Below are 21,354 nucleotides of genomic sequence, written 5' to 3' on the forward strand. Positions count from 1 at the left end.
CAATGGCATTTAAGTTTTCTTTTAAAACAGACAAAGAGCTGTCAGACGAATCTACAAAAATGACGCGTCTGGCGCCGCGGCTCAATGCCTCTATGCCCAAATTCCCACTACCTGAAAACAGGTCTACTACAACTTTGTCTTCCGGAAAGTCTTGTAAAACATTAAAGATAAGTTCCTTAACCCGCCCCGTAGTTGGACGGATCGACAAATCAGAACTGCCTTTTAATTTTCTTCCTTTATAAATTCCTGCTATTATCCGCATTCATTCCCGATTCCTTTACAAGTAAAGTTCCGCAATAATATTAGCCTGATATTTTGATTTACTGAATGATTTTTGATCTAAAGAAGAAAAAACGACTTTGTACAACCTGACGTTTCTGTTGCTTTGTCCTAATGCCTGCAAAAAGCGTAAGCAGTTGTCATAACTGCCTTTAACCGCAAATTGAATTTTGTGTTGCGTTAAATTGAATTGTGCCTGTTGCGAACCGAGCTCTTTAATCGCAAAAAGTTTCACTGAAAATTGCTGCCCCAACATCGACAGCCATTGGCTGGTCTCGTTGACGCTGGTTAATCTGGTTTCAAGGCTACCGCTTGCTCCATTACCTCCGTTTTGAGGGAACTTTAAGGTGAGCACATTGGTAATACCGTCACCGGGTCTCAAATCCGCTGCCACCACTTTTAAGCCAGCGTTGTTCAGAGAGGCCCGGATATCCATTAACGCTCTGGCTAATTGGTCGCGGTCTTTACCAAACACTTCTACGGAGAGCTCGTTGCCGTACAAAAGCATGCTGGCAATTTGCACCTTATTTTTTTGAGTATTGGTAAAAATAGCTCCCATAGCTTTAAGCCTCTGTTTATTTTTAGCGGCTACTTGAGCTAAATACTCTTTTTGCTTAATGAGTATCGGGTCTTTAACTGGTGGCGCCGCCTCCTGGGCTGGTTTCTGTTCTTCTGGTGGCTTTTGTACAGCTTCTTTCGATTGCCCGGTAAAGAAAATATTGTAAATCACAAAACCGCCAACAATAAGCGCCAGTACCAAAACGCTCCAGATAATAACCGGTTTTTTACTCAAGCCAGGTAACTTTTCGTCTTCAATTTTATCTTCCGGAACGTAAATTTTGGCTTTTGGTTTTTCTGGCTGAACGGCAGGCTCTTCGGCTGGTGGCGCCCCCGGAGTCTCTTTCTCTTCCTCCTGTGGGCGTTCCATTGCGCCCAGCATATCCTCCTCGTAAGAAGCGAAGCTTTCCTCCTCAAATGGATGTGGTTCAATTAAGGGCTCGGCACCAACTTCGGGCTGTATTTCCTCTTCTTCTTCCAGGCCCGATGGTTCTGCTACCGGCGCCTCTTCCTCAATTTTAGCCGGTGCTTCTTCCTCTATTTCAAAAAGATCTGGTTCCAGAGATTCTTCCGAAGAGATCTCTTCTTCTTTTTCCTCTTTAACTTCTTCGGCCGGAGCTTTGGGCTGACGTTTCTCTTTTTTTAATTGCTCAAAAAAATCATCTTCGCTTAATAAATCGTGCTCCACCATTTCCCTCCCAACTTATTACAACATAACAGCAAAAGGCTCAATTATTTTTGTAGGCGTGTTGTCCTCCAGCACGCGGTTCAAAGTTAGCTCTTCGACCTTAAATTCCACTTCCTGTAATTTCTTGGAAAGATTGTCGGTTATCAGACGCGTAACAAAAACCTCTACCGGATATTCATATCCGGGCAGACTCTGAACCATTTGCTGAAATTTTTCTACTTTCTCTCCTAAAATATCAATGATCTTTTGTTCAAACGTGCCCCCTTGCTCTTTCTCTGTAATGGGGCTAAGATCATAACTGAAAAAATATCCGTCCAGATAGTGGTATACCGTAACGCTAAAAACGTCAATCTGAAAAATAATTTGATTTTTGGCCGGATGGAGTAAATTGTAACTCTGCAAAAACTTGAGCAGACTGTCCGAATCCAGTACCATTTTCCGTAATTTCAGCCCACTATCTTCAATGAACTGTTTGATCGTTTGCAACGTTTTTTTCTGAATTAAGACAAAGGCCGATTCTTCGTAACTGCCAAAATTAAATTCATGTTTCAGCTTGATGACCTTATTCTCTTCCAGGGGCTGTGAACTAATGTTTTCCATCTCCCAAACGAATTGTTTTTGCAATATCCGATGATCCAGATCTTGTGGAAAGGGAACGCGTTTCATCTGAGCCAGATACATGGGCAAAGAGACATAGCACAACGTACCGTGCAAACTATTGTTCTCCACAAACCTTCTCAGCTTTTCGCTAAGCGCTTCCAGGTTTTCATGTTTTAACAGGGCATTAAATTCAAAAGGAAACGGAAAAAGGATTTCGTTTGTGGAGAGTAACTGGGGATATGGTTCGCCTTCTTTGACCCTTGCTAATGATAATGAACGATTTGTAAAAGCAATTCCAAGAAATTCTTCCATTTTGTTTAAAACCTTTTACTGAAATAAAAGGGGGAAACGAATTCCCCCTTTACCATTATTTTTTCTTTTCTTCTTCCCAGCTTTTAACATCTTTGTAAATATATCCGAAGTTTTTAATCTCTTTGTCAAATACGCCATACACGCGAATTTTCTTGCCTTCTTCGGCAAACAGGAACAGGTCTCCCAGTTCTTTTTCAAGGCCATCTAACTTAGCCTTCAACTGCTCATCCTGGATGTTTTTAAAGGTCGTCAACAAAGAATCGATAGCCTGGCGTTCTGCAACAAGGGTTGGTACCTTTTTTCTTCTGTTGCGTTTTTGAATTTTCTCCAGAATGGTATTGATCTCATCCAGTTTTGAAACAAACTGGGCATGAACGGAATCCAGGTTCCCGAAGATATTTTCTGAATAAGCCTGGTTAAAGATCTGAACGCCCTTTAAGCCCTTTTCAACAAAATCTTTTAAATTGCTAAAACTCTGGCACTGAGGGACGATCTTAACGAAGTCCGTTAAATCGCGGGCCGCACCGATGACGCTTAAATCATTAAATTTGCCCTTAATGTCTTCCAGTTCTTTGTAAGCGATAAACAGATCCGCGTTTTTACGATAGCTTTTACGTATCATATCGGCCTTAACAACCGTGGAATCGACCATTTTAAAATAGTTTTCAATGGTCGATAAAAAGGGCAGAGCCGAAATCTCTTCGGCAACCGGTTTGGCTTTTTCTTTAAGCTCATCAAGGAGCACGGGGCTTTCTACTTTAACAAACTCCGAATCGGAATCGAACAGAATTTTGTACATCTGGCCATTCACCGGGCTGTAAAAATTCTTCTCGGTTAAATGCACAATCAGAGAATCGGCTTCGGACAATTTGCTCAGCGCCAATTGTGATGTAACATTGTAATCTTTCAGGAATTTCTGATACATCTCTTTAATTCTTTTATTTCTGTTCTGGACGTTTGTTAACTCTGCCTGAACATCCATGGCACTCAATTGTTGAAAGGAATCGTCTACGCGTTTTCTGAAATCTTCAACACGGTCGGCAACGCTGGACACGCGGTTAATGGGAGAATGCCGGACTTTTTTGTCAAACATTTCTATTCTCTGAGAAAGAGGCGTCCACATTTCGCGGGCTTTGGCTGGATTCACACTCTGTAGGTACTTTTCCAGGGAATCGATAACAGAAATTATTTTGAGTGTATTAACCTGCAAAGAATAATCGGTTAACGTTTGCTTAATCTGATTCAAAGAATCCACATAAGAAAAGACTTTGACCAGATCCGGCATATTGGGTGAGTTCAGGAAATTACCCAATTGAATCTTCAATTCGTTGGCTTCGTTGTTTATCTCTTCAATGGTGCGAAAATGGTAGCGGTTGCTTTCCAGGTCATCAATGATCTGAGAAACATTCATCTTAACGCGCATGATGTGATGGATGTAGGGTAAATTGAGATAACCATTAAAATTGCGAATGAGTTCTCTGGTGTAGTTCACCACTTTTTGTTTGCGCATTAAATTAGAATCGGCCCGAATGGTGTTAATCAACTCTGCAGGATCCGCGGTAAACTTGCCCGTTAGTTGTTTGTAGTATTTAAGCGCTTCGTAAATTGCGCTCATATTATTGTGCGCCGTCAGTTCTTCCTGTTCCTGCTCCTTCCATATTTTGCCAGGAATTAAAATTACGGCGATCAAGGCTGCTACCAGAAGAACAATAACGATTTCTAAAAGAATAGAGCCTCTTGCATCTTGTTTAGACATTATTCCTCCAACTATCTGTTTTTACAAAAATTTCAATCCTAAAATTATTAATAAATTCACGTTTTTCAAATTACGTAAATATTAAAATAATGTCAATCATTTTTTAGGTAATTTAATTTTCATAAAAACAATATGTTCTACTTTTTTTTGTTTCCTTTTGCCTGCCTTTGGTTTTTTATTTAATATTAGAGCTGTTGAATTGAAAGATTTAAAAAATAGGGAATAATACACATGAACTTCAAAATCAGTCTGCTCATTTTTCTTTTAATTTCCTTCGCTTGCACTGGGCGTCAAAAACAAACGTCCTTTAAAAAAGAACTTTTACGACTTGAACTCTCCCGATCTTCTAACCTGGAGGATTGGCAAGGTTTACTACAAAAAGCGCAAAGCGAAACACAAAAACTAAATCTGATTTTAGCCATAGCCCACACGCAAAACAGCTCCCTGTTTCCTCTGGTTAAACGCCTCTTCGATGGAGCAGAATCGGATTCCTTAAAACAACTGACCGCCTTTGCTGCAGCTCAGTTAAAACATAAAGAATCCGAAGACTTTTTATTTGACATTGTGCAAGATTCTTCCCAATCCCTTAAGCTGAGAAAAAAAGTTGTTTCCTTTCTGGCGCAATGCGCCTCTGCCAAATCCTGGAATCGCTTAATCTCTTTAACGCAAAATGATTCCTTTAAAAATGAGGCCTTTACAGTTCTTGGTATTTTGAACCGTAAATTTCAATTTAAGAACACCCTGGGGCTTTTAGATTCTTCCAGAGCCTCCTTAACCTCGGCAGAAAGTTATTTCCTCTATCGGACTCCATTGTCTTACAGAGAAATTCCGCTCCTGGTGCAAAAGGTAACCAACAGTGAACCGGCAGCAAAAATATTCATTTTTAAAACCATCCAAAACCTATTGCAGGGGCAAAACACGGATTCCCCGTTGGATTCGCTTGCTGCTTCTGAACTGAAAGATGCTTTAAAAAGCACTCTGCAGTCCGCTAACCATAACTGGCGGCTGCTTAATGCAGCCATCCCCCTGGTGTATTACGCAAGCGATTCAAGCTTAACCAGGACCTTAAAAACCCTGTTTAACTACCCGGTGGTCCATGTACGATTAGCCAGCTACCAAACTTTTGCCCGAATCAAAAAAAAGGAAGCGGTGCCCATCCTTGTGGATCAATTTGGCAAACTAACGCCGACTCATGAAAAAGCGCTTTTAGCAAAATTTATTGCCCGGGTGGATCCCAACACGGCCTACCTGCTAATTAACAACAATCTGAATAAGGGTAGCGTTTATTTTAAAAGCGCCTTGCTGTATGCCCTGGCCGAAACACGACTTTCCTTAAGCAGGCAATTATTAAAAGAATTTCTTAAACTGGATGATCCGGTACTCAGCAGCGCAGCCTTCCAGGCCCTGGATCGATTGAAACAAATCAGGGAGTCCGACCTTGATTTTTTACTTAACTCGCACCACGTTGCCAACGTAGGTACCGCATTAGAATGGATTGTTCAAAACCAAAAACATATCTCCCAGCACAAACTTTTCCATCTTTTTAAAAAGTTTAACCAGGTCAATGGCCTGGAAATTCAACTGACCGTCTGTCGACTTTTGCTTAAAGATAAAGATAGGTACACCATTCCTGTTGACAGCTTAACAAACTATGCTTGCCATCCAAGCCTGGTCAGTGCCGTTCCGGAAATTTTCAGTTCAAAATCGCTAAATCTGGATCCGCTCAAATACCTGCCGGACTTTTTACAGCCGGACAGCCTGGTGAAAAATATTTTAACCACTAAAGCCCAAATCTCCACGACCAAAGGCACCTTTACCATTCAACTGGAGCCGCATCTGTCGCCTGCCACCGTTAAAAATTTTCTACATCTGGCGCAAAGCGGATTTTACAACAAGCTCTATTTCCACCGGGTAGTGCCCGATTTTGTGGTGCAGGGGGGTGATCCTTCCGGCACAGGATGGGGCGGGCCCGGCTACCTCATACCTTCTGAACACGGTCCGCGTCCTTTTAACAGAGGTAGCGTGGGAATGGCCACCGCCGGTTTTGATACAGGTGGCAGTCAGTTTTTTATTTGTCACTCAGATCAACCTCACCTGAACGGGAACTATACGCGCTTCGGAACCGTTATTAATGGAATGTCTGTAGTCGATCAATTGGAGATTGGCGACCAAATTTTGTCAATTAAACTGATTGCACCTTAAATGAAGAAAATTGACTTTTCCAATGAACGGGTTAAGGCTAATTTTAAAGCCTTTTTATTCCTCTTGGGAATAGCCCTTATCATAACCGGCATCTGGTATTCGCAAAACCTGGTTTCCGTGTTGGAGAAAAAAACCGCTGAGGCGGTTAAGTTCAGAATCAAACTACTTGAACAGAGCCTGAACAATCCCAACTCTAACACAGACATCGATTTTCTTTTTAATGAAGTCATCCAAAATGCAGATTACCCGCTCATTTACACCGATACCGAAAATAATCCCCGCAGCTGGAGGAACATTGATCCTGAAATTGACAATAAAAATATTGAAGATTTTTCTCATGAAGATAGCCTAAAACTGTTGTCCGCTCTGGAACAAATCAAAGCCGAAAACCCACCCATTCCCATTAAATATCAAAACAAAATCGTTTTAGGTTACTACTATTACGGATATCCCGATGTTCTTTACAAATTAAGACGTTTTCCTTTTCTGGCCATCATGGCTGCCCTGGCTTTCGGATTGGTCGGTTATGTGGGGTTTTCGTATATTAAAAAAAGCGAGCAGCAATTCATCTGGGTTGGTATGGCTAAAGAGACCGCCCACCAATTGGGCACACCACTTACCTCCATTTCTGGCTGGCTCGAATTACTAAAAATCAATGATGAGATTAAAAATTCAGCCATTGAGGAAATTCAGAAAGACCTGGAACGACTCAACAAGGTGGCCAATCGGTTCTCAAAAATTGGTTCAAAACCAAAGGTCACAAAAACTGACATCATTCCCATACTCAACAGTGTGGTGGAGTACTTCATTCGTCGTTTACCAAATATTCAAAAAAAGGTGAACATTGAACTGAAGTTGACGGATCAAAACCTGTTTGTAAACGTTAATGAAGATTTATTTAGTTGGGTGCTGGAAAATTTAATTAAAAATGCCCTGGATGCCATGCGCCCCGGCGTTCGGGGTAAAATTGTAATAGAAACCTTGAAGAACCTGGAAAAGGGGGAAGTGTACATCGATATTACAGACAACGGCAAGGGCATTCCGGGTAATGAAAAGCGAAAGATCTTTAAACCCGGTTACAGCACAAAAAAACGGGGCTGGGGCTTGGGGCTAAGCCTTGCCCGTCGGATTATCGAAAATTATCATGGAGGCCGACTCACCTTAAAGGAGACAAAGCTCAACAAAGGTTCTACGTTTCGCATTATTCTTAAATTGAGTGAATAAATTTTGACTTATTTTTTCCTTTTACTTAATTTGAATATTTTAAAATAATTAAGGGGTTTAATTTTGACGAAAAACAGACAGAAAGAATTTGCAGAACTCATCGAGCCTCATCTTTCTTCATTATATAATACAGCCTTGCGCATGACGCATAATCAAAACGATGCCGAAGATCTGGTACAGGACACTTTGTTCAAGGCCTATCGCGCTTTAGACCAATTCCAGAAGGACACCAATTTTCGGGCCTGGATATTTCGTATTCTGGTAAACACCTTTATTACTGCCTACCGCAAGGCCATTCGACAGCCTCAAAAGGTAAGTTATGATGACATGGAAGAATTTTTCCTCTATAAGCGTTTAGATGAAACAGTGGCTCTTCAGGAAGTGCCAAAAGAGGAATTTTTAGAAAATCTTTTTGACGATGATGTAAAAGAAGCACTGGACAATTTGCCATACCAATTCCGTCTGGTTGTTTTGTTGTGTGACGTAGAAGGGTTTTCTTACAATGAAATTGCTGAAATTATCGACGCACCTCTGGGCACTGTGATGTCAAGATTGTACCGGGGTCGGAAGCTTTTACAACGCCATTTATGGAATTATGCAAAGGAAAGGGGTTACATCAGTGATGAATTTAAGCCCAAAAAGTAAAAAACATTTTGATTGCGCAGATATTGAAAAATACGTACAGCAATATATTGACAACATCCTGGACGAGGAAAAGAAGCGCCTTTTTGAAGAGCATATCGAATATTGTTTACCCTGCGACAAAAAAGTAGAATTTGAAAAGAAATTTAAAGAAATTGTCCGTCTAAAAGTTAAGGAAGAAATCCCTAAGGAAGTCATTCATAACAAACTAAAATCCATCCTTAAGGATATTTAACTGGCTTTATTTTTCGCGAACTTCAATTTTTTGATTTATCTGGTAGTCAAAAAATTTGATTTCATCATAAAAAATTTTGTCCTTTAGCTTGGCCTTTTGTACTTCTAAAAAGAAATTAACCGGTAGTTGAATGTTATTTAACTCTTCATATTCGATGGTCAATTTAAAGCCACTTTGCACCTCTCCTTTTATTAGTGTTTGAACCGTCCAGCCATGGCATAACCACTTTTTGTCCACCAATTTAAAATCAGGATAAATGACCATGTGTTTTTGCTGAAGAGGGTATTCAATATCGATTAAGATGCAAAGAGCGTTTAATCCCAACAGATATTTTACATTCGTCCCTTGATTGTCAATATTTTTAAAGGTCATCTGTACTGCTTCTTCTGTATGCCTTAAGATGTAATTGTTCAATAAGGATTCATTGATTAACCCATTCAGGTAAAAGCGTTGAAGGTCCAAAAAAATGCCTTTTACCTGAATTTTAAGCGCATCGAGTAATTCACGATATTCTGCTTTTTGTTTAATATCCATTTTAAAAGGAAAGCGGATTTCAGAGAGAAAAACATCGGCTGGTTTTCTCCAGATTAATTGTAAAAAGGGCAGGCCTGTGGTGTCGAAATTTTCTTTTGTAAACGCATCCAGTTTAGCGCTGGTAATTTTAACAATAAAATTATTGACCGGCTGATTGGTTAACAGATAATAAGAGGTCTTTAAGTCGTGCAAAAAGGAAACCTCATCAAACGTTTGTCCCTGGCTTTTTGAAAAGAACAGAATGGTCAGGAAAATAATTAAAATCTCTTTTCTCATTGTCGTCCTTTACATTTTATTTGGTGTTACAATCCCTTTTTAGTAAATTAAAAATTTAAATTAAAAAAGTCAGAAAATGAATTTAGAAACGATTGTTTTAAAAAACAATAGTCTGAAGATTTTAGATCAAACACTTTTGCCGAAAAAGGCAGAATATGTGCCTTTGACGAGCCTCGATCAGGTAGTAGAGGCCATTCAATCTTTGCGTGTGCGCGGCGCTCCGGCTATTGGCATTGTGGCCGCCTATGGCTTGTTCATCCATGCTCTGAATTTACAAAAGGAAGGTCGTTTGCAGTTTGAAGCTTTGCTTGCTGCAGCTCAAAAATTGAAAGAAGCAAGGCCTACTGCCGTAAATTTGGCATGGGCGGTAGAACGCATGGTGGCCGTGGCCCGACAAACGAAAGATGCCCCAAAAATGCTCGTAGCTTTACGCGCAGAAGCGCTTTCCATTCATCAAGAAGACCGAAATACCTGCGCTCAAATTGGCCGCTTTGGCAGCGATTTAGTCCCAGACCATTGTCAGATTTTGACCCATTGCAACACAGGCTTCCTGGCAACCGGCGGCATCGGCACAGCCCTGGGCGTTGTTTACACAGCGGCAGAGCAGGGCAAACAGATACACGTTTTTGTTGATGAAACACGACCGGTTGGACAGGGCGCCCGACTGACCTATTGGGAACTTCAACAGACCGGAATTCCGGCCACACTCATTGCAGACAACATGGCCGGTTTTTTAATGAAACAGGGAAAAGTGGATCTAGTCATTACCGGAGCTGATCGCATTGCACGAAATGGCGATACAGCCAATAAAATTGGCACCTATTCTCTGGCCGTCCTGGCCCGGCATCATGGAATCCCGTTTTACATTGCAGCCCCGCTTTCCACCTTTGACGCTTCTTTGAATTCCGGTGAGCAGATACCCATTGAACAGCGCCCTGCCAACGAAATTTTGCGTTTCTGGAATTTACCCGAGAATAGCGCCGATCAGGTTTACAATCCGGCTTTTGATGTTACACCGGCTGAGCTCATTTCCGGTATTATTACTGAAACTGGAATTTTAACACCACCATTTGCACAAAAGATAACCAAAATAACCAAACAATTTAATTAAGGAGAAACAATATGAAGAAAGTTCTCTTATTCTTCGTACCAATTTTAATTCTGGCGATGTTAAGTTCGTGTCGCCCGCCTGAGCTTGAAGGGGCTTTTGTGGATTACAATGCGGGTCGATACGACAACGCTCTGAAGCTGGCTAAAGAAGCCACAGAAAAATATCCAACCAATGCGGAAGCCTGGTACTTACTTGGTGAAGTGTACGGCAAAAAGGAAATGTACGCGGAAATGAAAAAAGCCTTTGATCAGGCTCTGGCTAACAACCCCACCCCTGAAATTCAAAACAAAATCAAAAATGCCACCATGTACTATTTTCAGCAACTCTTCAACCGTGGTGTTAGCAATTACAACGCTTACGCGAAAATGCAGGACACCTCTTCTGATGAAGCGATGAAACAGCTGGAAAAGTCAACAGAATTTTTTAAGCTGGCCAATATTGTTAAATCCGACTACAAAGCCGTTGATTTGACCGCGCTGGGTTATTCGATATTGGGTCAGAAAGATAGCACGTTTAAAGACAGCGCTTTCACTTATTACAAAAAACTAACTGATAACTGGCCTGATTCCGCAAATGCTTTTGTTAAACTTGGACGTTATTATGTGGTCAATCAACAATTTAAAAAGGCCATTCCTTATCTGGAAAAAGCCCTGACCATTGATCCTAATAATTCTGATGCCATTCAAATTATTGCCGAAGCCTATGACTTTGCAGGCCAGACAGACAAAGCCATGGAAACCTACAAAAAGGCTATGGAAATTAACCCGGAAGAAAAGGCCTTCCCCTTCAATCTTGGTCGCCTCTATTTTCAACAGCTGGCTGATCAAAATATTGATGAAAATACCAAGGCACAATACCTGAAAGGTTGCGCCGAAGCCTTCGGTCGTGTTATTGAACTGGATCCTACCATGAAAGAGGCCTACGATTACAAATCCAATTGCGAAATTATGGCTAAGAATTATGAAGCGGCTTTAATGACTCTTAAACAGGCTACGGAGCGTTTCCCTGATGAAGGTAAGTTCTGGTACAACTTAGGCGTGGTCTATTACAATTTAAAAGATAATGCCAAAGCGAAAGAAGCCATCGATAAAGCAAAAGCGCTGGGCGTTGAGTAAACTATTTTTTGATTTCTAAAAGACAAAGGGAGATTAATTTAAATTAATCTCCCTTTTTGTTTTGCGTTAAAAAATAAGAAAGGGCCTCTAATTCGATGGACATATTTTCATTTTTAACCATAACATCATTGGGCACTTTAATGGTGATAGGTGCAAAATTAAGGAAGGCTTTCACACCACACTCCACCAGACTATCCACTACCGATTGGGCTACTTTGGCCGGAACCGCAATAATGGCAATTTCGATTTTTTTCTCATTAACTACATTACACGCACTATCCATGTGATAAATTTTTAATCCGCCGATTTCATTACCTACCTTTTGAGGATCATTATCAAACAAGGCTTTAATAATAAATCCCTGCTTTTTAAATTCGGCGTAATCAATTAACGCCCGACCAATATTTCCAATACCTACCAGCGCCACATTCCACTTTTTTTCCAGACCCAAGATTTTTGCAATTTGATCGCGTAAATCTTTTGTGTTGTAACCCAATCCTCTCTTGCCAAATGAGCCAAAGAAGGAGAGGTCTTTACGAACCTGTGCAGAAGTGATGTTATTAATTTCTGCAATCTGTTCGGACGAAACGGTTTCAATCCCCTGATCAATCAAGTTGGATAAGGTGCGATAGTAGGTGGAGAGCCGACTGATTGTCGAATCAGAGATCTTTTTCATCTTTCCTCCAAAAAACAATACATGACCTGATTAAAATTACGAAATTTTTCTCAAGAATCAAATATCCGTCTGTTGTTCTTCTTCTTCATCTTCAACAGCAACTTTAGCCACATCACTCACGCGATCTCCCTCAACCAGCCGGATTAAGCGCACCCCCTGGGTATTGCGGCCAAAACGGCTAATATGAATTGTGTTCTGACGATTAATGATGCCATTAACCGTAATAATTACAATATCCTGATTATCGTAAACGCCAAGTGCACTGACCAGAGGCCCGGTTTTTTCCGTTATTTTCATAGCAATCAGACCGCTTCCTCCGCGGGTTTGCTGACGAAACTCGGCAATAGGCGTTCGTTTGCCGTAACCCAATTCTGAAACGGTCAAAAGATCCATCTCTCCATTGGCTACAACCATGGCAATGACCCTGTCGCCATCTTTTAAGCGAATAGCTTTTACCCCAGTGGCATTACGCCCCATAGGACGCACCTGGCTCTCATGGAAATGAATGGCCATACCTTTTGCCGTTACAAACAAAATTTTTCTATCCCCGTCAGACAGTTTGGCTTCGATTAACTGGTCATCATCTCGAATGTTCAGGGCAATAATTCCCGATTTTCGCGGATGACTAAAGGCACTTAACTCTGTTTTCTTAATCAGTCCCCGTTCTGTTGCCATTAATATGTAATGGCCATCATCAAATGATTTGATGGGAAGTACAGCTTTTATCTTTTCACCCGACTCAATGCTAATCAAATTAATAATCGGTCGGCCTTTTGAAGTACGACTGCCCGTAGGAATGGCATAGACTTTAAGCCAATAGCATTTTCCTCTGTCTGTGAAAATCAAAATATAATCGTGCGTATTGGCAATAAAAAGGTGCTCTACAAAATCCTCATCCTTGGTCACCGCTCCGGTAATTCCCTTGCCACCGCGATTTTGCGTCCGGTATTCATTTAAGGAAATGCGTTTCACAAAACCAAGATGAGAAATGGTAATCACCACGTCTTCTTCCAGGATCATGTCTTCGTACGTAACATCTTCTACCGTTTGAACAATTTCTGTGCGTCTTTCATCGTCATATTTTTTAACCAGATCATCCAGTTCTTCTTTAATGATCTCAAATTGTTTCTCTCTGGAAGCCAAAATCGCTTTGAGCTCATCGATCAATTGCAGCAATTCCCGATACTCTTTTTCAATTTTATCCCGCTCCAGACCGGTGAGGCGTTGCAGGCGCATCTCCAAAATGGCCTTGGCCTGTATTTCACTCAAAGCAAATCGTTGAATTAAACGTTCTTTTGCCACATCCGGACTTTCCGATGTTTTGATCAATTCTACAATTTCATCGATGTTGTCGATGGCAATGCGTAAACCTTCCAGAATGTGTGCCCGACGCTCGGCTTCATCCAGATCATATTGCGTCCGCCGTACAATGACCTCCAATCGGTGATCAATAAAATGGCGAATCATCTCTTTAATGTTTAATACTTTGGGGCGGCCTTTGACCAGGGCCAACATGTTGATGCCAAATGTGGTTTGCAGTTGGGTATGCTTGTACAAGTAATTAATAATCACATTGGCATTGAAATCTTTTTTAACTTCGATTACAATACGCATACCCTCTCTGTCAGATTCATCTCGTAAATCTGAAATTCCTTCTAATTTACGCTCTTTAATCAGGCTAACAATTTTATTTATCAAATTTAATTTGTTGACCTGATAGGGTATCTCTTTTATGACAATGGCTTCTCTTCCGCCACGTCGTTCTTCAATTTCCACTTTGCCACGCACGCGGATTTTTCCGTAACCGGTTTCATACGCCTGGCGAATACCATCGACACCATAAATAATGCCACCGGTAGGGAAGTCGGGCCCTTTTAAACATTGCATAATTTCTGTGGTTTCGATGTCCGGATTATCAATGACCGCTTTAATGGCGCTGACCACTTCCCCTAAATTGTGCGGTGGAATATTTGTTGCCATACCTACAGCGATACCGCTGGCTCCATTAATCAACAAATTTGGCAATTTAGCCGGCAGTACAACCGGCTCTTGAAGCGTGTCGTCAAAATTAGGAACAAAATCTACGGTATTCTTATTAATATCGGTTAGTAATTCTTCGGCAATGCGCTGCAAGCGTACTTCTGTGTAACGCATGGCCGCCGGAGAATCCCCATCAATGGAACCAAAATTTCCCTGACCTTCCACCAGGGGATAGCGCAGAGAAAAATCCTGCACCATACGCACGATGGTATCGTACACGGCCATATCGCCATGGGGGTGAAATTTACCCATTACTTCGCCCACAATACGCGCGCTTTTTTTGTGCGCCTTGTTATGCTGCATGCCCATTTCGTGCATTCCGTACAGAACGCGACGATGAACCGGCTTTAACCCGTCACGCACATCCGGCAGGGCGCGGGCCACAATAACAGACATGGAATAATCGAGATACGACTCGCGCATCTCATCTTCTATTAAAATAGGAACTATTTTTTCATTAGAAGCCATTTTTACTCCTTACTAAACATCCAGATTTCTTACAAACTGAGCATTTTCTTCAATAAATTTTTTGCGTGGGCCCACCTCTTCTCCCATCAAAATTGTAAAAATCTGATCGGCTTCCATGGCATTTTCAATGCTCACCTGTAAAATGGTACGTGTTTCCGGATTCATGGTGGTTTCCCACAACTGTTCAGGATTCATTTCACCCAAACCTTTGTACCGTTGAATCATCAGTTTGTTTTCATCCACACCCAGCTCCTGCACGATCCGATCTTTCTCCTCATCATCAAAAGCGTAATATTCATCCTTGCCGTTTTTAATCTTGTACAAGGGAGGTTGTGCGATGTATATTTTGCCCTGCTGCACCAGTTCTCCCATATAACGGTAAAAAAATGTGAGCAACAGAGTTCGGATATGGGCTCCGTCCACATCGGCATCGGTCATGATAATGATTTTGTCATAACGTAGCTTTTCGATATCAAAACTATCGGAACCGATTCCAGTGCCAATGGCTGTGATAATGGTTTTGATTTCATCATTACTCAGGATTTTATCCAATCTGGCTTTTTCCACATTCAGGATTTTGCCTTTGAGAGGCAGGATTGCCTGAAAACGACGATCGCGCGCTTGCTTGGCCGAACCACCGGCAGAATCACCCTCCACTAAATACAGTTCCGATTCTTTGGGATCATTGGAAGAACAATCGGCCAGCTTTCCCGGTAACGAACTGCTGTCCAGAGCGGTTTTACGACGGGTTAGTTCTCTGGCCTGACGGGCAGCTTCGCGCGCACGGGCCGCACTGATGCACTTTTCAATAATCGGTTTGGCCACGGCTGGGTTTTCTTCCAGAAATTCAAACAACTTTTCATTGACCAGGGTCTCCACGGCGCTGCGCACTTCGGAATTGCCTAACTTGGTTTTGGTCTGTCCTTCAAACTGCGGTTCCGACACCTTAACTGAAATTACCGCGGTCAATCCTTCGCGTACGTCTTCGCCCGTCAAGGTGATTTTATCGTTATTTTTCAGAAAATTGTACTTTTGCGCGTAACTGTTAATCGTTCTGGTCAGGGCCGATTTAAATCCCGAAAGATGCGTTCCCCCTTCAATGGTATTCACGTTATTGCAATAGGTCAAAATATTTTCGGTGTAAGCCGAATTGTATTGCATGGCGATTTCTACCGGAATGTTTTCGCGTTCGCCTTCGATGTAAATCGGTTCACTGTGCAAAGGGGTTCTGCTTTCATCTAAATAGGCGACAAATTTTTTTAAACCACCTTCATATTTGAAGGTTTCCTGATGATTTGTGCGCTCGTCGGTAATGGTAATTTCCAAATTTCTGTTCAGAAAGGCCAACTCACGCAGACGGTTGGCCAAAACTTCAAATTTGTAAGAAACTTTTTTAAAGATTTCATCATCGGCTAAAAAAGTAATTTTCGTGCCGCGTTTTTCTGTTTCTCCCACAATTTCCAATTCCGAACTGGGAATACCGCGTTCATAAGATTGCTGATAAATCTTATGATTGCGGAAAATTTCTACACGGCACCATCTGGAAAGGGCATTGACCACCGATGCGCCCACACCATGTAATCCACCAGACACTTTGTACGTATTTTTGTCGAACTTGCCTCCGGCGTGCAAGGTGGTCATAATAATCTCAACGGCCGGCCTTTTCTCCACAGGATGCATGTCGACCGGGATGCCACGTCCGTCATCTTCTACAGAGATGGATTCATTCGGATGGATGGTGACCAGGATTTTGGTTGCATAGCCAGCCATGGCTTCGTCAATGCTGTTGTCAACAATTTCGTAAACCAGATGATGCAATCCTTTTGACGTTACATCACCAATGTACATTGCCGGACGCTTCCGTACGGCCTCCAGACCTTTTAAAACCTGAATATTTTTTGCTGTGTATTCTTTAGCTGACATTTTTACACCTATTCAATTTTAATACCCGTAACATGTAATTGGTCAAATTTTCTGTTCAATATCTCTATCATATCTTTTTTATATTTTTGCAACTCGTTGGCCCAGGATTCCGAGATGGCCTCAACAATTAACACATTGTCCTCGAATTTTACGGGACGACAAATACGAGAAATGGGTTCTACCATGACCTCATTCCAGTTTTGCAGGACCCATAATTTAATGAAATCATCATAGGCGTTTAAGTCTTTAAGCACTGATTGTAGCACATTGCCTATGGGTTTTGCTCTATGTCGCTTCATGAACCTGTCCTTCCCTGATATTCCACAAAGCCACATCCCCAAAACGGGAATCAAATTTTTTGACATCGGTTGTGGTAATAAACGTTTGATACTGCATGTCCCGAATATTTTCCACAACCATCTGAATTCGTCTCATGTCCAGCTCACTGAAAATATCATCCAAAAGTAGAATGGGTTGTTCATTAATGTTTTTTTCAATGAGTTTGGCTTCGGCAAATTTTAAACTGATTAAAAATGTTTTATTCTCTCCCTGTGATCCGAAAACTTTTATGGGAACACCATTTTTTTGAAAAATCAGGTCGTCTCGATGTGGTCCAATTGTAGTACTACCATAGGCAATATCTCGTTCCTTATTTTCCGATAATTTGCTTAGATATTTCTGTTTTATTTCGTCCTTTTTTTGCAAGAGCGGTTGTTCTAAAAATGTCTGATACTTTATCTCGATGGTTTCATTACCGCCCGCAATCTTTTGGTAATATTCTGAGACAATGGGGCTTATCTGATTTAAAATCTGGCCTCTTTTTAAACAAATGTACGAGCCGTGTTCCGCCAATTGTAAATCCCAGGGAATTAAAGCATTTTGCTGTTGTTCACCTTCTCTGATCAATGTTAAAACTTTGTTCCGTTGTTTTAAAATTTTGACTTGTTGTTTTAATGACTGCAAATAGAGTGGATCTATTTGCGAAATCAAAATATCCATGAATTTTCTTCTGAACGCCGGCGCTCCATAAGTTAGTTCCAAATCTTCCAGCGAAAGGAGTATTACGGGAACTTTACCAATGAAAGTAGAAAAAGTTTTAACTCTTTCGCCTTCAAGAAAAATGTGTTTTCCTTCTTTGATGGAAAAGAATAACCTGATATGTATTTCAGTTTTTGAGTTTTTTTGAAATGCGCCTACGACTTCGTAAAAATCCTGCTCCCTGTTTACAATCGCACGATCGTCATTTACCCGAAAACTTTTAGTAATGCCCAACAAATAGATGGCTTCTAAGATTGATGTTTTTCCCTGAGCATTTCCTCCAAAAATAATGTTAATGTTTTTTTCGATGTTTATCTTTAGTTTGCTAATATTTCTAAAATTAGTTAATTGTAAATTAATCAGTTTCACTTAACCTCACTGGCATAATCAACATTAGAATATCTTCTCCTTTTTCTTGCTCAAGCGGAAATAATAGGCCCGGACCATCGGCATCTTCGACCATCAGTCGAATTTGTTCGGCATCCATGTGCCTTAATAAATCCAGAAAATAGTTGGCATTGTAAGCAATCAATAAAGGTTCGTAATCAAAACGACAGGGAATCGTTTCGCTGGCCTCTCCTCCAAAGTCGATGTCCTGAGCCGAAATGGTTACATTATTTGGATTTAATTGCAGCCGAATCTGATAGGTCATCGGATTGGCGAACAAGGAGACACGTTTCACCGAATGGATTAATTCTTCACGATTAATAATCATCTCTTTTTGAAAATAGTCTGGAATGACGCGTTCATAATCCGGATAAGGATCCGTAATTAAACGGGAATAGATTTTTGTGTTTGGTAATTCAAATAGTATGTGTTGTGTGCTGATAAAAATCTGATGCTCGCCTTCTTCGGGTAGATTACGAGCCACAAAATTAAGCGCTTTGGTAGGCACGATGTACTGTTTTGAAAAACCTGGATTTTTAAATTCTTTATTGATGAAACGCACCAACCGATGCCCATCAGTAGCCACCATGCGATATTCATCTTCATTAAACTGACATAATACCCCGGTTAAGGCGGGTCGTGCAGCTTCAGTGGAACAGGCGAAAATCGTGCGTTCAATCATACGTTTCATCTTAGCATTGGGCAAAACAATGGAATTTTCCTTTTCAACCATCGGTACAGAAGGAAACTCTGTTCTGGGTTCGCCAATCAGTTTATAATGCCCCATGGAAGTTTCAATACGAACGCGGTAATTTTCTTCCACCTGAAACTTCATTTCGATCTCGGGCATTTCACGTAGAATATCTAACAGCAATTTTCCAAGAACAGCGACTGCTCCTTCTTCAGTAACCTGTGCCTTTGCCCAGGCGATTTGCGTAATTTCCAAATCGGTTGCAATAATTTTTAAGGTTCCATCTTCTGCAATAAGCAGTACATTGTACACAATTTCTTTAACCGATTTAGTAGGAACAACGTTAATAACACGCTGCAAGGCATTTAAAAATTCGTTTCGCTCAATCGTAAATTCCATTGTGCCTCCAAATATTTTTCATAAAATTAAAATTTACGCAAAAGCTCAATAATTAGCAAGAAAGCTCTAAATATCTTTTCTGTTATTTTTAATAAATTTACTGCTTTCCGACCTTACTGACCTGCTTAAAAACACGTAAAAAATTTAGTCCTAAAATTTTTTCGATCTCTTCTCGAGCATATCCTCTTCTGATTAGTTCTCGCGTAATATTTGGAATGTAAGAGGCGTTCTTAATTCCCAGCGGGGTCGTGCTAATGCCATCAAAATCGGAACCAAGGCCAACATGATCAATACTACCAGTCACCTGAATCACATGTTCGATATGATCAACCACCAATTTTACATCAATCTGGTATTTTTCCAGTAACTCTTCGGTCTTCTGTTTCAGCTCGTTTCGATAATTTTGCCGCTGAGCTTCATTAAACTGTTTTCTTTTACTTCCGTCTTCCGGCAAGCCCCATTTTTGTGAAATCTCTTTTTTTAAGCGATTTCGTTCATTCCAGAAGTCTGCATTCAAATAACCGGGTTCAAAATTTATGCCCACCATTCCACCATTTTCTGCCAATGCCTGGAGCATTTCATCGGTTAAATTTCGATGGTGTTCAGAAAGAGCCCGGCAACAGGAATGCGAAGCTACAATCGGTTTGGACGAAATATTTATTACATCCCAAAACGTTTCGTCGTGCACATGGGAAACATCTATTATCATTCCCAAACGATTCATCTCTCTGACGATTTGTTCACCTAAAGAATTAAGTCCGCCATAAGTAATGGTACTGTCTCCAGAGGCATCGGCCCAATCCGTGTGGGTCCAATGAGTTAATGTCATTATCCGTACACCCAATCTGTAAAAATTGCGCAACAAGGCTAATTCATTCTCAATGGCATATCCACCTTCAATACCTATTAAAACCCCGATTTTGCCTTCTTCATTGAGAACATTGATTTGTTTTGGGCTGGTGATGAGTTTCAATTGCTGCTTATTGTTTCCAACTAAATTGTAAATAGCGTCGATCTGCTTGAGCACTTTTTTGGCTGACTGCCATTTTTCGATCTGATTTTGAGGGGCGCGTGAAAAGCAGGCAAAAACCTGCAAATAAATTCCCCCGGCTTTTAATTTGGGAAGATCAACATGCCCTGAGGAATTGTCTTTTGCCAGATCGACTCCTGTTAAATATCGTCCAATGGCATCACAGTGTAAATCGGCAACAAAGGCCTGGTCATGAAACTTCCTGATAGATTCGGTGTTCCAGTCTTGTGAAAACAGGGATTGGATTAAATAGAATAAAAAGGCTAAACCTAACATGAATGCATCCTAATATTTTAATTAATGCCAGATTTTATTGGAATATTAATCTATTAATATTAAATAAGAAAATAAAGTTTGTAGTAGTAGGTGGTGTGGATATGTGGGTAACGTCAGTAATTATTTAAAAACCAACAATTAAAAGAAATCCTATTTTCCACAATATATTCGTTGAATTTGAACCTAAAAAAAAAATTAAATCTTGCATGTTAATAAGTTGGTGCTATTACCTTTTACACCCACAAAATTACCCACAGCATTAAACAATCTCTAATAGATGTAAAAACAGGATGTTGTTGTTTAAAGAGAAAAATTTTATCCACATTGCACATTTATTAATAAAATTTTTTACAAAATTTGCTTTCTCAGTATAAAATTAAATATATTAAGGGTTTTGGAAATAATACATGGAGGATTGAATAAATGAAAAGAACTTATCAACCACATAATCGTAAAAGAGTCAACAAGCATGGATTTAGAGCGCGCATGAAATCACATGCTGGTCGCGCTGTGTTATCCAGGAGAAGAAAAAAAGGTCGAAAAAGATTAACTGTAAGCGATGAATTTATCCCGTCCGCTTAACATAGTAACCATTCGCAAGTCGAATGAAATTCAAGAGGTTTTAAATAAAAGTAAAAAGATTCATCATAAATATGGTATCGTTTTTTTAAACAAAAATAAAGCCATTAAAGAAAAGTTAAGAGCAGCTATTATTGTCAAAAAAAATTGTGGTTCTGCCGTCAAGAGGAACTACATTAAGCGAATTAGCAGAAATTTTATTATCCAGAATATCACTCTGTTTAAGGATTATAACAGAGTGATATTTTTATTTTTATCCAAAGCTAATTTTAACTATCGTGATCTGGAAAAAGAATTAGTTAATAAGTTTTAGAT

General features: G+C 40.5%; 20 protein-coding genes. 8 read left to right on the top strand and 12 right to left on the bottom strand.

What is annotated here, in order from left to right; translation table 11 throughout:
- From ACWB0I_RS16015 to ACWB0I_RS16030, 4 genes are all read right to left on the bottom strand, one after another.
- Positions 1-262: RsmD family RNA methyltransferase (locus ACWB0I_RS16015; protein WP_479389087.1), on the bottom strand; the 262-nt coding region annotated here is incomplete at its 3' end.
- A 15-nt stretch (positions 263-277) separates the two neighbouring features.
- Positions 278-1,528, bottom strand: coding sequence for a hypothetical protein (locus ACWB0I_RS16020; protein ID WP_479389088.1), 1,251 nt, complete (start codon positions 1,526-1,528; stop codon positions 278-280).
- A 15-nt stretch (positions 1,529-1,543) separates the two neighbouring features.
- Positions 1,544-2,437 carry a hypothetical protein gene (locus ACWB0I_RS16025; RefSeq protein ID WP_479389089.1) on the bottom strand — a complete coding sequence of 298 codons (894 nt, stop codon included), beginning with the start codon at positions 2,435-2,437 and terminating at the stop codon, positions 1,544-1,546.
- A 55-nt stretch (positions 2,438-2,492) separates the two neighbouring features.
- Positions 2,493-4,193, bottom strand: coding sequence for a hypothetical protein (locus tag ACWB0I_RS16030; protein ID WP_479389090.1), 1,701 nt, complete (start codon positions 4,191-4,193; stop codon positions 2,493-2,495).
- Between the two features lie 231 nt (positions 4,194-4,424).
- Here ACWB0I_RS16030 and ACWB0I_RS16035 point away from each other — a divergent pair, with 231 nt between their 5' ends.
- The 4 genes from ACWB0I_RS16035 to ACWB0I_RS16050 all read left to right on the top strand — a co-directional run bounded on the left by ACWB0I_RS16035 (position 4,425) and on the right by ACWB0I_RS16050 (position 8,496).
- A complete protein-coding gene (locus ACWB0I_RS16035) occupies positions 4,425-6,395 on the top strand; it encodes a peptidylprolyl isomerase (protein ID WP_479389091.1) in 1,971 nt (656 codons plus the stop codon).
- Positions 6,396-7,619: a sensor histidine kinase gene (locus ACWB0I_RS16040; protein WP_479389092.1), complete on the top strand. Its 1,224-nt coding sequence runs from the start codon at positions 6,396-6,398 to the stop codon at positions 7,617-7,619. It abuts the gene before it with no gap.
- Between the two features lie 63 nt (positions 7,620-7,682).
- Positions 7,683-8,264 (top strand): sigma-70 family RNA polymerase sigma factor, encoded by a 582-nt coding sequence (locus ACWB0I_RS16045; protein ID WP_479389093.1) that lies wholly within the window; start codon positions 7,683-7,685, stop codon positions 8,262-8,264.
- A complete protein-coding gene (locus tag ACWB0I_RS16050; protein WP_479389124.1) occupies positions 8,242-8,496 on the top strand; it encodes a zf-HC2 domain-containing protein in 255 nt (84 codons plus the stop codon). The genes ACWB0I_RS16045 and ACWB0I_RS16050 overlap by 23 nt, the downstream gene beginning before the upstream one ends.
- 6 nt (positions 8,497-8,502) lie before the next feature.
- Here ACWB0I_RS16050 and ACWB0I_RS16055 read toward each other — a convergent pair whose 3' ends face one another.
- The gene (locus ACWB0I_RS16055; protein ID WP_479389094.1) at positions 8,503-9,306 is read right to left on the bottom strand and encodes a hypothetical protein; all 804 of its coding nucleotides are present in this window, start codon (positions 9,304-9,306) and stop codon (positions 8,503-8,505) included.
- A 76-nt stretch (positions 9,307-9,382) separates the two neighbouring features.
- Between ACWB0I_RS16055 and mtnA the strand changes: the two genes are divergently transcribed.
- Positions 9,383-10,417 carry an S-methyl-5-thioribose-1-phosphate isomerase gene (gene mtnA, locus ACWB0I_RS16060; RefSeq protein ID WP_479389095.1) on the top strand — a complete coding sequence of 345 codons (1,035 nt, stop codon included), beginning with the start codon at positions 9,383-9,385 and terminating at the stop codon, positions 10,415-10,417.
- Positions 10,418-10,428: 11 nt separating this feature from the next.
- Positions 10,429-11,532, top strand: a complete 1,104-nt coding sequence (locus tag ACWB0I_RS16065) for a tetratricopeptide repeat protein (RefSeq protein ID WP_479389096.1) — start codon at positions 10,429-10,431, stop codon at positions 11,530-11,532.
- Positions 11,533-11,575: 43 nt separating this feature from the next.
- Here the strand turns inward: ACWB0I_RS16065 and ACWB0I_RS16070 are convergent, their stop codons facing one another.
- The 7 genes from ACWB0I_RS16070 to ACWB0I_RS16100 all read right to left on the bottom strand — a co-directional run bounded on the left by ACWB0I_RS16070 (position 11,576) and on the right by ACWB0I_RS16100 (position 20,460).
- Positions 11,576-12,208 (bottom strand): redox-sensing transcriptional repressor Rex, encoded by a 633-nt coding sequence (locus tag ACWB0I_RS16070; protein WP_479389097.1) that lies wholly within the window; start codon positions 12,206-12,208, stop codon positions 11,576-11,578.
- Between the two features lie 57 nt (positions 12,209-12,265).
- The gene (gene gyrA / locus ACWB0I_RS16075) at positions 12,266-14,716 is read right to left on the bottom strand and encodes a DNA gyrase subunit A (RefSeq protein ID WP_479389098.1); all 2,451 of its coding nucleotides are present in this window, start codon (positions 14,714-14,716) and stop codon (positions 12,266-12,268) included.
- Positions 14,717-14,728: 12 nt separating this feature from the next.
- Complete coding sequence (gene gyrB / locus ACWB0I_RS16080) at positions 14,729-16,639, bottom strand: DNA topoisomerase (ATP-hydrolyzing) subunit B (protein WP_479389099.1); 1,911 nt, start codon at positions 16,637-16,639, stop codon at positions 14,729-14,731.
- Between the two features lie 8 nt (positions 16,640-16,647).
- Positions 16,648-16,938 carry a DciA family protein gene (locus ACWB0I_RS16085; RefSeq protein WP_479389100.1) on the bottom strand — a complete coding sequence of 97 codons (291 nt, stop codon included), beginning with the start codon at positions 16,936-16,938 and terminating at the stop codon, positions 16,648-16,650.
- Positions 16,925-18,046, bottom strand: coding sequence for a DNA replication/repair protein RecF (recF, locus tag ACWB0I_RS16090; protein WP_479389101.1), 1,122 nt, complete (start codon positions 18,044-18,046; stop codon positions 16,925-16,927). Before recF ends, ACWB0I_RS16085 begins: the two co-directional genes overlap by 14 nt.
- Positions 18,033-19,154 carry a DNA polymerase III subunit beta gene (dnaN, locus tag ACWB0I_RS16095; RefSeq protein ID WP_479389102.1) on the bottom strand — a complete coding sequence of 374 codons (1,122 nt, stop codon included), beginning with the start codon at positions 19,152-19,154 and terminating at the stop codon, positions 18,033-18,035. Before dnaN ends, recF begins: the two co-directional genes overlap by 14 nt.
- Before the next feature lie 97 nt (positions 19,155-19,251).
- Positions 19,252-20,460, bottom strand: a complete 1,209-nt coding sequence (locus ACWB0I_RS16100) for a dipeptidase (protein WP_479389103.1) — start codon at positions 20,458-20,460, stop codon at positions 19,252-19,254.
- A gap of 423 nt (positions 20,461-20,883) precedes the next feature.
- On the opposite strand from ACWB0I_RS16100, the gene rpmH reads away from it, so the two are divergent.
- Together rpmH and ACWB0I_RS16110 are read left to right on the top strand one after the other, a co-directional pair.
- Positions 20,884-21,042 carry a 50S ribosomal protein L34 gene (rpmH, locus tag ACWB0I_RS16105; protein WP_479389104.1) on the top strand — a complete coding sequence of 53 codons (159 nt, stop codon included), beginning with the start codon at positions 20,884-20,886 and terminating at the stop codon, positions 21,040-21,042.
- Positions 21,020-21,352: a ribonuclease P protein component gene (locus ACWB0I_RS16110; RefSeq protein WP_479389105.1), complete on the top strand. Its 333-nt coding sequence runs from the start codon at positions 21,020-21,022 to the stop codon at positions 21,350-21,352. The genes rpmH and ACWB0I_RS16110 overlap by 23 nt, the downstream gene beginning before the upstream one ends.
- The last annotated feature ends 2 nt before the right edge of the window (positions 21,353-21,354 follow it).

The sequence above is a fragment of the Caldithrix sp. genome, assembly GCF_056497305.1.